The sequence below is a fragment of the Senegalia massiliensis genome, from assembly GCF_009911265.1.
In the GTDB taxonomy this organism is placed as follows: domain Bacteria; phylum Bacillota; class Clostridia; order Tissierellales; family SIT17; genus Anaeromonas; species Anaeromonas massiliensis_A.
The window spans coordinates 64121-77784 of record NZ_QXXA01000004.1; the positions used below are offsets into that span (position 1 = coordinate 64121).

The 13664-nt window shown below is 28.5% G+C and carries 15 protein-coding genes; all 15 read right to left on the reverse strand.

Translation table 11 applies throughout. The features are described 5' to 3' along the window. Positions 1-64: 64 nt before the first annotated feature. The 15 genes from D3Z33_RS02545 to rsxE all read right to left on the reverse strand — a co-directional run bounded on the left by D3Z33_RS02545 (position 65) and on the right by rsxE (position 13654). Complete coding sequence (locus tag D3Z33_RS02545; RefSeq protein WP_160196218.1) at positions 65-946, reverse strand: site-2 protease family protein; 882 nt, start codon at positions 944-946, stop codon at positions 65-67. Between the two features lie 14 nt (positions 947-960). Beyond that, positions 961-1635 carry a murein hydrolase activator EnvC family protein gene (locus tag D3Z33_RS02550; RefSeq protein ID WP_160196219.1) on the reverse strand — a complete coding sequence of 225 codons (675 nt, stop codon included), beginning with the start codon at positions 1633-1635 and terminating at the stop codon, positions 961-963. A 103-nt stretch (positions 1636-1738) separates the two neighbouring features. Continuing rightward, complete coding sequence (mgsA, locus tag D3Z33_RS02555) at positions 1739-2140, reverse strand: methylglyoxal synthase (protein ID WP_160196220.1); 402 nt, start codon at positions 2138-2140, stop codon at positions 1739-1741. Between the two features lie 30 nt (positions 2141-2170). Then, the gene (minE, locus tag D3Z33_RS02560; RefSeq protein ID WP_130806552.1) at positions 2171-2461 is read right to left on the reverse strand and encodes a cell division topological specificity factor MinE; all 291 of its coding nucleotides are present in this window, start codon (positions 2459-2461) and stop codon (positions 2171-2173) included. A gap of 8 nt (positions 2462-2469) precedes the next feature. Beyond that, the gene (gene minD / locus D3Z33_RS02565; protein WP_160196221.1) at positions 2470-3267 is read right to left on the reverse strand and encodes a septum site-determining protein MinD; all 798 of its coding nucleotides are present in this window, start codon (positions 3265-3267) and stop codon (positions 2470-2472) included. Between the two features lie 14 nt (positions 3268-3281). Then, a complete protein-coding gene (locus tag D3Z33_RS02570) occupies positions 3282-3902 on the reverse strand; it encodes a septum site-determining protein MinC (RefSeq protein WP_160196222.1) in 621 nt (206 codons plus the stop codon). A 105-nt stretch (positions 3903-4007) separates the two neighbouring features. After that, on the reverse strand, positions 4008-7436 hold the full coding sequence (locus tag D3Z33_RS02575; RefSeq protein ID WP_160196223.1) for a penicillin-binding transpeptidase domain-containing protein: 3429 nt from the start codon (positions 7434-7436) through the stop codon (positions 4008-4010). Between the two features lie 5 nt (positions 7437-7441). Further along, positions 7442-7945 (reverse strand): rod shape-determining protein MreD, encoded by a 504-nt coding sequence (gene mreD / locus D3Z33_RS02580; RefSeq protein ID WP_160196224.1) that lies wholly within the window; start codon positions 7943-7945, stop codon positions 7442-7444. 16 nt (positions 7946-7961) lie between these two features. Beyond that, positions 7962-8810, reverse strand: coding sequence for a rod shape-determining protein MreC (gene mreC / locus D3Z33_RS02585; protein WP_160196225.1), 849 nt, complete (start codon positions 8808-8810; stop codon positions 7962-7964). A 12-nt stretch (positions 8811-8822) separates the two neighbouring features. Further along, complete coding sequence (locus tag D3Z33_RS02590; protein WP_279279053.1) at positions 8823-9875, reverse strand: rod shape-determining protein; 1053 nt, start codon at positions 9873-9875, stop codon at positions 8823-8825. Positions 9876-9902: 27 nt separating this feature from the next. Beyond that, complete coding sequence (radC, locus tag D3Z33_RS02595) at positions 9903-10598, reverse strand: RadC family protein (protein WP_160196226.1); 696 nt, start codon at positions 10596-10598, stop codon at positions 9903-9905. 11 nt (positions 10599-10609) lie between these two features. After that, positions 10610-11191 carry a nucleoside triphosphate pyrophosphatase gene (locus D3Z33_RS02600; RefSeq protein WP_160196227.1) on the reverse strand — a complete coding sequence of 194 codons (582 nt, stop codon included), beginning with the start codon at positions 11189-11191 and terminating at the stop codon, positions 10610-10612. Between the two features lie 265 nt (positions 11192-11456). Further along, positions 11457-12434: an RnfABCDGE type electron transport complex subunit B gene (gene rnfB / locus D3Z33_RS02605; RefSeq protein ID WP_201750414.1), complete on the reverse strand. Its 978-nt coding sequence runs from the start codon at positions 12432-12434 to the stop codon at positions 11457-11459. 14 nt (positions 12435-12448) lie between these two features. Further along, positions 12449-13021 carry an electron transport complex subunit RsxA gene (rsxA, locus tag D3Z33_RS02610; RefSeq protein ID WP_160196228.1) on the reverse strand — a complete coding sequence of 191 codons (573 nt, stop codon included), beginning with the start codon at positions 13019-13021 and terminating at the stop codon, positions 12449-12451. Further along, on the reverse strand, positions 13022-13654 hold the full coding sequence (gene rsxE / locus D3Z33_RS02615) for an electron transport complex subunit RsxE (protein ID WP_160196229.1): 633 nt from the start codon (positions 13652-13654) through the stop codon (positions 13022-13024). Positions 13655-13664 lie beyond the last annotated feature (10 nt).

Below are 13664 nucleotides of genomic sequence, written 5' to 3' on the forward strand. Positions count from 1 at the left end.
CATCCTTAAGTTAAATTTTTTCCATATAATATCAACAAATATTATTTCATTTTACTATATTTTATCATTTTTTAATAGATATTAGTAGTGTTTCTATTTTTTCATTTATACCATTTCTAATTAGACCTTCAAAAAAACATTCTTCACTTATATTACCTGAAAATTTCCCTTTTTCATCTATAATAAATATAATATTATATTTATGTGGTAATATTATATCGAAAATAGATTTTAATTGCGTTCCTTCTAATACAATTAAAAAATGTGTTTTCATCATTGCTTTATTTTTTAGTTGTATTTTTTTTCTTATTAGACTTCTAGTTAAAATAAAGGCTGCCATTTCATTTTCAGCTGTGGCAGCCTTTGCTAAATAGATAATAACAAAAGATAACATAATTATTTCAAATATATCCCTAGTATATAATAATCCTATGATAAATAATATCATTAAACTTATCTTTCCAATTATTCGAACTATTTTATGAGCAAACTTGAATCCTCCATGCATATATAATAGTGCTCTTAAAACTCTCCCTCCATCTAGAGGTAATATAGGTAGTATATTTACAATAAACAACATAAAATTTATTTCTACAAAAAGATCTAACAAATTTATATGAGTAAAATTAATAAATAAAATATAAGAAATTATAAATAATATCATATTAACAATTGGTCCAGCTAAACTAATAATTATTTCTTTTATAGGATCGATTCCTAAAGGATATTCAAATTTTATTATAGCACCTAATGGAAATATATTTAACTCTTTAACCTTTACTTTGTTTATCAATGAAAAAATTAAATGTGCAATTTCATGTATTGTTAATATTAGAAACAATATACTAAACTCAATAATATATTCATTTAAATACATTAATAAAGTTATGGGTATTAAAGTCAGATTGACCTTTATGTCTATATTTTTAATTGAAAATAATTTCATATCTGACCTTCCAATCAAATAAGTAGTATATCTTCATTTGTAAACTCTAAGTTTTCTAATGGATCTATAGGCTCATCATTTTCATATATTTCAATTCTAAAATCTAAATTTTCATTATTTCTTTTTATAGTTCCTAATTCTTCTCCTTTTTTCACCTTATCATTAATTTGTTTATTTATAATATCTAATCCATAATATTTTGCTTTATATTCTTCATGCTCTATTACGATAAATTTACCATATACACTATCTTTTCCTACCTCTATTATCATACCATCTGCTATAGATTTTACTTTTTCATTATTGGCTACAATATCTATTCCTTTATTAAACACTTGAATATTATCTGACTTTTCATAAATTCCATAGTCTCTATATATACTTCCCGATACTGGAAAAATATATTTAGAACTCTCTTTTTTTAATAAATTATTAAAAACCTCTTTAGTACTTATTTTATCTATTACTAATAGCGTATCTGATTTTATATTTCTATCATTTTCTAAATAGTATTTAACAACTTTTATAGCACTATTACCTGAGTTTACATTGAATAATTTTATAATAATTATTGCAATTACAATTAATATACAAAAAAAAGTCTGAACAAATAGTTTTCTATAACTATCTTTATGCTTTTTAGTCTTTGTATTATATTTTCTTTTTTTATTAAATATTTTATTATTCATGTTTAACCCCTACCTTATAAAGTTTTATCACTACTATAATTATTTAACTTATAGCTGATTTATTACAAAAAGGAAAAAACAAAAAAACAATCTGATCAATTGATCAGATTGTTTTTTTGTTTTTTCTCCAAGAAAGGTCTCCTCGTTGCATGCCTTTTATTAATAATTCAGCGCTTCCCATATTAGTAGCTAATGGTATTCTATGAACATCACATAACCTAAGAAGTGCCAATACATCTGGCTCGTGAGGTTGAGCAGTTAATGGATCTCTAAAAAATATAACTATATCCATATTATTTACAGCTATCATAGCTCCAATTTGTTGATCCCCACCTAAAGGCCCTGAGTTAAATCTTTTAATATCCAATGTAGTATTCTCACTTATCTTAAGCCCAGTAGTACCAGTGGCAAATAAATTATGTTTTTTTAAAACTTTTTCATATGCTATAGCAAAACTAACTATATCATCTTTCTTTTTATCATGTGCAATAAGTGCAATATTCATAATCTCTACCTCTTATCTTGTGATTTGATATTATTTTATATCCTTATCTTTCATTTTTAAAACTGGTATATTAGCAACTAGAGCAGGTATTGGACTATTGTCAGATTCTCTTCTAGTTCTAGTAAACTGTATATCAAGACCTTCTTCATCAATTACCATATAATCTGATATAACATTGATAATATCTCCTTTTACCATTTCTAAGAACTTTGGTGATACATTTGTCCTATCATGAATAAGTACTAATTTTAGTCTCTCCTTAGCAACACTTTTACTTTTATTATTTGTCTTACCGAAAAGTTTAAATAAATCCAATTTTATCCCCCTTTCTATTTTTTACCAAAAAATATCTTCTTTAATTTAGTAAACATACTTTCATCTACATCTAAGTTAAGCAATGGAACTTCTTCACCTTGAATTCTCTTTGATATATTTCTATAAGCTTTTCCTGCAAGAGAATTATCATCAGTTACTGCAGGTTCTCCTTTATTTGTAGATATAACTATAGATTCATCATCTGGAACAACACCTAGGAGATCAATTGCCAATATATCTATCATATCATCTATATTCATCATATCTCCTCTTTTAACCATATCATTTCTAATTCTATTTATAATAAGTTTTGGCTCATGAAGACCTTTAGCCTCTAATAAACCAATTATTCTATCTGCATCTCTTACTGCTGATATCTCAGGTGTAGTGACTACAATAGCTCTATCAGCTCCTGATATAGCATTTTGAAATCCTTGTTCAATACCTGCTGGACAATCTATTATTATATAATCAAATATTTTTTTTAGTTCTTCTGTTAAATCCTGCATTTGCGCAGGTGATATAGCTGTTTTATCTTTTGTTTGGGCTGCAGGTAAAAGAAACAAACCATCGTATCTTTTATCCTTTATAAGTCCTTGCTTTAACCTACAAACACCTTCCACTATATCTACTATATCATAAACAATTCTATTTTCTAAGCCCATAACTACATCTAAATTTCTTAACCCTATATCTGCATCAACTACCACTACTTTTTTTCCTTGCATAGCAAGTCCTGTACCTATATTAGCAGAGGTAGTAGTTTTACCTACTCCGCCTTTTCCTGATGTCACAACAATAACTTCACTCATCTATTTGCCTCCATTCAATTATTTTTTTGTAAGTACGGTTCAATAACAACTTTATCATCTTGTATCTTTGCAATTTCTGGCCATTTAGGATTTAATAAATCTTTATCAGGACTCCTTGAAATTGTATCTGCTATTCTTAGTTGAGTTGGTTTCATTTTAAAAGCTGCCACAATTGAGTCTATATTACCATCACTTCCAGCATGAGCTATGCCTCTTAGTGAACCCATCACAATAATATTACCTTTTGCAACTACTACTGAACCTGGATTTGTATCTCCTAAAATAACAATATTTCCATCAAATTCTTCTCTCTGACCTGATCTTAAAGTATGTCTTATAAATTTAGTTTTTCCAGTATCAATTCCCTTAAATGGTTGTTCAATACTTTTTTCATTTTCAGCTGGAATCATATCTACTTTGATATCAAATTCTTCAATTATATTGGTTAAAACAGCAATTTCTATATCTGTAAGATTTCCACCTTTTATATCTATAACTTTAACACCTTTAAAAAAGTCTTTGGTATCTTCAAGTCTTTTAATCAGCTCTTGCTTTATAACTCTAAATTCTAATTCATTTATTTGTATATAGATACCATTTTTATTGCCTTTAAAACTAATTATATCTTGGCTCATATCTTTACCTCCAAAAATTCGGCACTACTTATTAACTATTCTACCTTTAATCAAAAATTCCTGCAAAAATATTTAAAAAAAATAAAATAGTAATATATTACTATTTTATTTTTCTTCTTTTTTATCTTTATTTACTTCCAAATAATGTCCTATTATATCTCTTGTAATTGGAGCAGAATTACCACCACTACCTCCTTGAAAAATTACTGTTGCTACAGCAATTTCTGGATCATCATAAGGAGCAAATCCAACAAACCATGCATAATTATCATAATCATTTTTTGTTACAGGATTTTTACCTGCCTGAGCTGTACCAGTTTTACCTGCTACTTTTACAGGAAAATTATTAAATATACGTTTTACTGAACCACGCTCTACAACTTGAAGCATACCTTTTTTAATTTCTTCAAGATAGTTATAATCTTTTAATTCTATTCTTTCTCTTTTTTGTTTTTTCTCATAACCTATATCTTTTCCATCATAACTTGTTATATCATCAATAATAGTAAGTTCATTCTTATAACCACCATTTGCTATAGTTGAAACCATATTAGCAATTTGTATAGGAGTATAAGCATTCTGACCTTGACCAATAGAAGTATAAAGGGCATCATCTAATTTAAATCTTGCTTCCCTAAAATAAGTATACACTAAATAGTCTTTAAGAGATGACATTTCTTCTTCAACTACATCTAATCTTTCTAATTCATCTATAACTTCTTTAGCAGACATATTTTCTCTATTTGCCCATTCAGAAAATATATCCATAAATTCATCAATATCTTTATCTTTAAGTTTTTTTCCTTCTACTAAACTTTCTTTTTTAGATTCAAGTAAAGATTTAAGTCTTAAATTAGCTCCTACTAATTTATCTTCTTCATTTGGAACTCTACCAGATTTTTCCTCAGGAATTTCAATACCTGTCTTTTCATTTAAACCAAATTGTTTTGACATATTTCTCATATCTTCTACTGTAACTTGTACACCAAATTTTCTATTAGTTCTTAAATTTTTGCCTGCAGCTAATGTATAAAAATAATAGTTACAAGATTTTTCTATAGCTTCATACATATTAGTTGGTCCATGTGTACCTCTATAATCATTCCAAATCCAACATGCAGGTTTTGTGCCACCACCTAGATCTACATATCCTAATGAATTTACCTTCTCATATGGATTAAGCCCTTTTTCAAGTCCTGCAAGTGCTGGTAACATTTTAAAACTAGAACCTGGTGGTATAGTACTCCTAAGAGCCATATTAAATAGAGGCCTTGGAGCTAATGGATCTTTTTCATTTTCAGGCCTAAGGTTTTCATAATCACTTAATGTAATTCCTGTAGAAAAAAGATTTGGATCATATGACGGATAGTTTGCTATTGCTAAAACTTCGCCTGTTTTTACATTTAATGCAACAGTAGCTCCAGATTTTGCATTTCTATATGGTTTATTAAATTTATAATTACCATATTCACTTTCATATGTGCCACCAGTTTGAAGTTTTTCTATAGTCTCTTTTAATGACTCTTCAGCTTTTTTTTGTAAATCATAATCAATAGTAAGCTTAACATTATTTCCTGGAACTGGAGCTTCTTCACCATTAGTTTTATGAGTATTTCCAAACGCATCTACTTCTATCAGTTTATGGCCATCTTTGCCATTTAAGTAATCTTCAAATTCTTTTTCAATACCTGTTTTACCTATAATATCATTTCTAGAATAATCGCCTTTATTAATATATTGATCTATTTCATCAGCTTGAGATATTTTTCCAAGATAACCTAATGTGTGAGCAGCTGTTTCACCCATAGGATAATATCTCAATGGTTCTAGAGAAGTTTTAATTCCTGGAAAATACATATTTCTTTCTTTAATCATTGCTACAGTCTCGTCTTTTATATTATAAGCTATAGTTATAGGTTCATAGGCTCTATATCCTTGTTTAGTCAATAAGTCATTTAATAAAAGTATAAATCTTTTTTCATAAATATTTAATTCATTTGTTATATTTTTATCTTTATCTATATTTGATTTTTCTACTAGTTTTTCAAATACATCTTCTGCATCTTTATATTTTTTTATATTTTTACTCTCAATCCATTTTTCTTTATCAATTAATGAGGTATATTCCCACTTAGATATAGATATCTTTGGATTAATATATTGTAAAAGAAAACTCTGAGTATTAACCTTAATATCATCTAAAATTACAAATTCATCAAATAATTTTTCTTCTTTTATGAATATCTCTATAGCTGCATCTGCAGATATATCTTTTTGTAAATTATTTTTATTTATAAATTTATTTTTCTCTTTGTCATTTGTAAATTCAAATATATTTCCATCATCAGGAGCATATATAAATGGAATTTCTACATTTTTATTATTTAAATAACTCAATAATTCTAGTCCTAAAGTCGTACTTTCACCTTCTTTTTCATAACCAAAGATCATCATATCTTTAAAATTTCTGTACTTTAAAAGTGTTATAAAATCTTGTTTAGCTGAAGTTTCAAAACTTATTGAAGGATAGATATTAGGATATTTATTTTTAAGTTGATTTATTGTGTTTTCCTTTTGCGCTTCAGTCCCCTTAGGTTTTATTTCTCCAAATAACTCTAACTCAGCTTCTTCAGTCAATCCATCATCTATTAAAGATAACATTTCTGTTTCTATATGAGTCATTAGATTTTTTTTAATATCTCTATAATCATTATCAAAAGAAAATTTATAATCAACTAATTTGTAGTTGTTTACTTTTCCTTTTTTATCTAAGAGTTCATAAGAGAATTTTCTAACTATAGGATGACTGATAAGAGATTTAACCCTTTCATTGTCACGTAACAATAGTTGAATTATATCTGATTTAGGATTTTTTGTTTTACTAAGATTCAATTCTTCTTTCCAAGATTCTATATCTTCTCCCTCTTTATATTTATAATCTACTTTTCCATCTTTATAATCTATTTTTATTGGTAGTTTCAAAACTTCTTTAGCTTCATTTAATGCAGATAAAGCACGATTAGCTACGGAAAATCTATATTCATTAAAATCAGTTATATGTTCATAAGTCATATCTAATAAATCATCAACTAATCCATTTTGTATTAATAGTTCTGCTATATCATCTGTAATATTTGTATCTGCTTCAAAGAAATCTTTTTCATTTTTATAATCTATAGAACTCAAGGTTATAGGGAACTCATCTATGTAATTTTCCCCTTGCTTTTCCAATAAAGACATTATTTTTATACTTGATACATTTTTATCATTTTCTATAAACTCATCTTTCATTATTTGAACAGTAAACCCTGTTCTATTTTCAGCAAGTACTTTTCCATTTACATCTAAAATGTTACCTCGTGGTGCAGGAGTTGGAATTTTTTTAACCTTGGTATTATCTGCTTTTTCTCTGTATTCATCACCATGTATAATTGTTATTTCTGCTAATTTAAATGCCATAATGGAAAAAATTACAGTTATTATTATTATAAGTAAAGAATATCTATTTTTAAGTTTATCAATCAATTTTTCCATTTATATCAATCCCTTCTACCAAAATGCAAGCTAGGAGATACAAATAATTTCTTTATAAAATTATATATAAATATTGAAAGTATAGAATTATATATAGACTCTAAAAGAGCAATGTTTTTTATCATGCCTATAAATGTAATATCTACATCTGAGAAATAATACATAAAGAAAAACATAATATTTGATATCATAGTAAACATAAAGGTGTATATAAAAGGTATAATAAAATTTTCCTTTGAAACATTAGAATTAGTTGCTCCAATTAAATATCCAATTAAAAAATATATAAGAGCATGAATACCTATAGCATTTCCAAATAATAAATCTTGAGCTAAACCTACTAATAATCCAGACACTCCTCCTACTTTCTTATTAGTAAATAATGATACTAAAATAATAAGAATCAAATTAGTATTAGGTATTACTTCAAATATACTTACATATTGATATAATGTGGATTGTAATATAAAACTTAATATAAATAGAACAATTAAACTAAAAGTCCTCAATTTTTAAACCCCTTTTTTATTTACTATCTTGTTTGTTAATTACAAATAAATCATTTATTTTTTTAAAATTAACTGCTGGCTTAACTTGTATTTCTTTTTTTAGTTCCTCTTCCTTTACTTTGACTTCTGTTATTTCGCCTATAAAAATTCCTGGAACAAAAACTTCTCCCATACCTGAAGAAATAACCTTGTCTCCTTTTCTTACATCAGCTTCTATATCAAATAAAAAGCCTTGCATCATATTATCAACTGTACCATTTACCACACCAAAATCCTGTGTTCTTATAACTTTATAACTAACACTGCTTCCACTATCAGTAATAGGCAAAACTTTAGACCAATTATCTCCCACTTCTATTACTATACCTGCTAATCCCTCTTTTACTATACCATCTTGGGTTTCTATAGCTTGTATTACAGCAGCATCTTTTTTTATACCATCATTTGATCCTTTATTTATTATAAATTTATTGAACCAATTTTCAGGATCTCTTGATATAATTCTAGCCTCTATCATTGAATAATCTGATTGTTCTTTTAATTTAATCTCGTTTTCTAAAAATTCTTTTCTTGCGATTACATCTTCCATATCACGATTCTTTTCTTCTAATACTTTTATTTTCTTCTTAAGTTGGTCATTTTTTTCCTTTGTATTAATATAATCTCCTAAAGAAGAAAACCTATCTGTAACAGTTTCACCTATTTTGTAAAAAAAACCTTGAACTGGAGTGATAATCTTCCCTACTTTGTTTTCTATTATACTTATCTTTTCTCTATCTTTAGCAGTTATCCCAATAGTTATAAGCAGAATGATAGTAACAATAGCTACTATCATTCTGCCTCCATACTTTTTAAATACAGACATTTATATCACCACTTATCTTCTTTTTGAACTAGTAGAAACTCTTTTTAACATATCAATATCTTCTACTGATTTTCCTGTTCCAAGCACTACACAATCTAACGGATCTTCTGCAATATTTACTGGCATACCAGTTTCTCTTTTTACAAGTCTATCTAATCCATCCAATAATGCTCCCCCTCCAGTAAGCATTATTCCTTTATCCATAATATCAGCTGCAAGTTCTGGTGGTGTTTTTTCTAATGTGAATTTTATAGCTTCAATTATATTAGATACGGGCTCCTTAAGGGCTTCTTCAATTTCATTAGCTGTTATTTCTACTACTTTTGGAAGTCCTGAAACTAAATCTCTACCTCTTATTTTCATTTTAGATTCACTTGATAAACTTCCTTTTCCACTATCTCTGAGTAGTGCAGAACCCACCTCTATCTTAATATTTTCAGCTGTTCTTTCACCAATCATTAAATTATATTGTTTTTTTATAAACTGAACAATAGAGTCGTCTAATTCGTCTCCACCAACTCTAATAGATTTACTTGTTACGATTCCACCTAGAGAAATAATTGCAACTTCAGTAGTTCCTCCACCAACATCAACAACCATACTTCCTGTTGGTTCTTGTACTGGCAAATTAGCACCTATTGCAGCTGCCATCGGTTCTTCTATAAGAAATGCTTCTCTTGCTCCAGCTTGTTCAGCTGCTTCTTCTACTGCTTTTCTTTCAACTTCAGTAACACCAGAAGGTACACATACAACTACCCTTGGTTGTGAAAGAGAACTTTTCTTACCATTTGCTTTTTTTAGAAAATACTCTATCATACTTTTTGTGACATTAAAATCTGCAATTACACCATCCTTCATAGGTCTAATGGCTACTATATTTCCAGGTGTTCTACCTATCATTCTTTTAGCCTCTGCACCTACAGCTAATACCTCATTTGATTTCGTTTGTATTGCAACAACAGATGGTTCTCTTACCACAATACCTTTACCTTTTATAAAAACAAGAGTATTGGCAGTACCTAAGTCAATACCCATATCCTTTGAAAACATTCCTAAAAATCCCATCTTCTTCTTTTGCTCCTCTCTTACCTTCTATATTATATCTTCTTCTTTTAAACTCACGTATTTTTTATTGCCAACTATAATATGGTCAAGTACACGTATTCCTAAAATTTCTCCAGCTTCAATTAACCTCATTGTAATATTAATATCCTCTTTACTTGGTGTTGGATCACCACTTGGATGATTGTGTACAAGAATTACGGAAGCACTACTCCTTTTAATTGCTCTATTAAACACTTCTCTCGGGTGAACTATAGAAGCATTTAGACTTCCTACTGAAATATCTTCATAACATATTATATTATTTTTAGTATCTAACATTATTGTTCTAAAAAATTCTTTTTTATATTCTTTCATATTTTCCATCATAAATTCACATACATCACTTGGGCACGTGATTTTTGTAGGTCTTTTTACTTCTTTTGAACATATTCTTTTACCTAGTTCTACTGCTGCTAATATCTGTGCTGATTTACATTTCCCAATTCCTTCAAGTTGAATCAATTCTTGAATTGTAGAATTTTTTAAAAAATCAAGCCCATCTTTATCTAAATCCAAAACATTTCTAGCGAGTTCTATTGCTGATTGTTTTCTATTTCCAGTTCTAATTATTATAGCTAATAATTCAGTATTTGATAATTCACTTGGTCCTTTTTCAAATAGTTTTTCTCTTGGTCTTTCATCTAGTGGTAACTGTTTAATAGTGTAATTTATTCTATTTCCCATATATCCCCCAATTAAATTAGACTAATTTCAAAGTATTCTTTTAAAAGTTTATCAAGTTTTACTATAGGAAGTCCTACTACATTTGTATATGACCCCTCAATATTCTCTACAAAAATTTCACCTTTCCCCTGTATCGCATAACTGCCAGCTTTATCTTCATATTCTTTTTCTAATAGATAATTATCTATCATATCTTCACTCAAATTTCTGAATTTAACTTTAGTTTTAGAATAATCAACTTTTTTTTCGTTAGTGCCAGATTTAACTATAGCAATGCCTGTATAAACATAATGATTTTTACCACTTAAATTTAACAACATTTTTTTTGCATCTTGTTTGTCTTTAGGTTTCCCAAGCATTTTATTGTCACAACAAATAATTGTATCTGCTGCAATTATTATACTACCTTTCTCAGTATTCTCAGCAACATTTATTGCCTTTTGAAAAGCTAAGCTCATTGCTATAGTCTCAGGAGATACATTATCATAAATATTCTCTTTTATATTACTTTCTTGTATTTTAAAATTTATATTATATTTCTCTAAGAACTCTTTTCTTCTAGCAGAAGATGAAGCTAGTATAACATATTTCAAAATTAACACCTACATTCTATTTACTATATAAATACTAAATAAAGAGATACTCGTTGTTCTGTTAATGAACCTAATATTCCTCACACCTCTTTTTCATTGTCTATAAATATTTTCTGTAACCTTTAATTTTAATACTTATGAACAATAAAAAAACATATTTATACATATAAAGTTTACCATTTAGAGACTATATTTACAAGTAGCAATTTATGTATTTTACTTAATTATTTAAAAAATAAAATGCAGCCTAGGCTGCATTTTATTTTCACTTCATTATTATAGCATCTTTTGGACACTTTTGTTCACATACTCCACACCCAACACATTTATCTGGATCAACCTCATGTACCTTTTTAAGTTCTCCATTTATAGCGTCAACTGGACAATTTTTAGCACATATAGTACAACCTATACATTTATCCTCTACTACTTCAGCAGTTTTTCTCTTAGAAAAGTCTGCCCATATTGCTTTTGTAGGACATTTTTCTGCACATATCATACAATTTTTACATTTATCATAATTTATTTTAGCTAATTTATTTTCAAACTCCATAGCATCAAAAGGGCAAGCTTTTACACATATTTGACAACCTATACACCCTGTAGAGCATTTTACTTTAACATCCTTACCAAATTCATTACTATTACAATCTACTACTACATTTTGATTGTAAGGTGCCCACTCAATTACATTCTTAGGACAAGCATCTACACAATTACCACAAGCAGTACATTTATCTGGGTCTATATGAGCAATGCCATCTTTCATTGTAATCGCATCAAAAGGACATACATCATAGCAAGTTCCATACCCTAAACAACCATAGGAACAAGATTTATTTCCTCCCTGTACAAGTGCCGCCGCTTTACAATCTTTTATTCCATTATATTCAAATTTATCTCTGGCATTACATTCAGTGCCATTACAAATAACATGTGCAACCTTTCTTTCAGATGCTTCTGCAGATGCTCCCATTATCTCTCCTAATCTTTCTGCAGCTTCAGATCCTCCTACAGGACATCCATTTACAGGAGCCTCTTCTATTGAAACTGCATTTGCAAATGCATCACAACCTGGATAACCACATGCACCACAATTTGCACCTGGTAAAGCTGCTCTTATTTTTTCTACTTTAGGATCTACTTCTACAGCAAATATTCGTGATGCTATAGCTAGACCACTTCCAAAAATTAAACCTAAGCCACCTAAACTAGCTACCGGTAAAATTATACTATCTATCATATGTCACTCACCTCCTATACTAATCCAGCAAAGCCTAAAAATGCAATAGACATTAAACCAGCTGTTATAAGTGCAATTGGAAAACCTTCTAATGATTCAGGAACATCAGCTAAAGCTAATCTTTCTCTTATACCCGCGAATAAAATTATTGCAAGTCCAAATCCTATAGCTGCAAAAACTCCATGAACAATAGTTTCTAATAAATTAAAGCCTTCTTGTATATTTAATAAAGTTAATCCAAGTACTGCACAGTTTGTTGTAATTAGTGGAAGATATACTCCCAAGGCTTCATATAATGTAGGACTTGCCTTTTTTATGAACATCTCAACAAATTGTACCAAGGATGCAATTATTAATATAAATGCTATGGTCTGCAAATATTGCAGATTAAAACGATCTAATATTGTTACTTGTATAAAATAAGTCATAATTGATGCTAATGTCATAACAAACGCTACAGCCATAGTCATCCCTGTAGCCGTTTCAACCTTTTTAGAAACTCCTAAAAATGGACATATACCAAGGAATCTAGATAATATAAAGTTGTTTACTAACATAGCACTGACTGCTATTGTCACTAATTCCATTTATATCGCCTCCTTAAGATCTTCATTTTCATTTTTCTTAATCTTATTTCGCTTTTGAATATAATTTAACAAACCTATCAATAAGCCTAGTGCTAAAAATGCTCCAGGAGGTAATATCATAATTATAGCAGGCTTAAATGCTTCTCCAAATAAAGAAATACCAAATATACTTCCTGCGCCAAGTATTTCTCTTACTATACCAAGTATTGTTAAAGCTAAAGTAAATCCAAGTCCCATTCCAAGTCCATCTACAATTGAACTTGCAGGTTTATTTTTAGATGCAAAAGATTCTGCTCTACCAAGTATTAAACAGTTAACAACTATAAGTGGTATAAATAATCCAAGTGACTTATATAAACTCATAGCATAACCATGCATAAACATACCAATAAGGGTAACAAATGTTGCAATTATTACAATATATGCAGGTATTCTTATTTTATCTGGTATAACTTTTCTAAACATTGAAATTACAAGATTTGCAGCAAACAAAACTGTCATAGTAGCAAGTCCCATAGCCATACCATCTATTGCTGATGTAGTAACAGCAAGAGTCGGGCACATTCCCAACAATTGTACAAAAACTGGATTCTCATTTACAATTCCATTTTTAAATATTTTAAATAATTTCATTACTTCACCT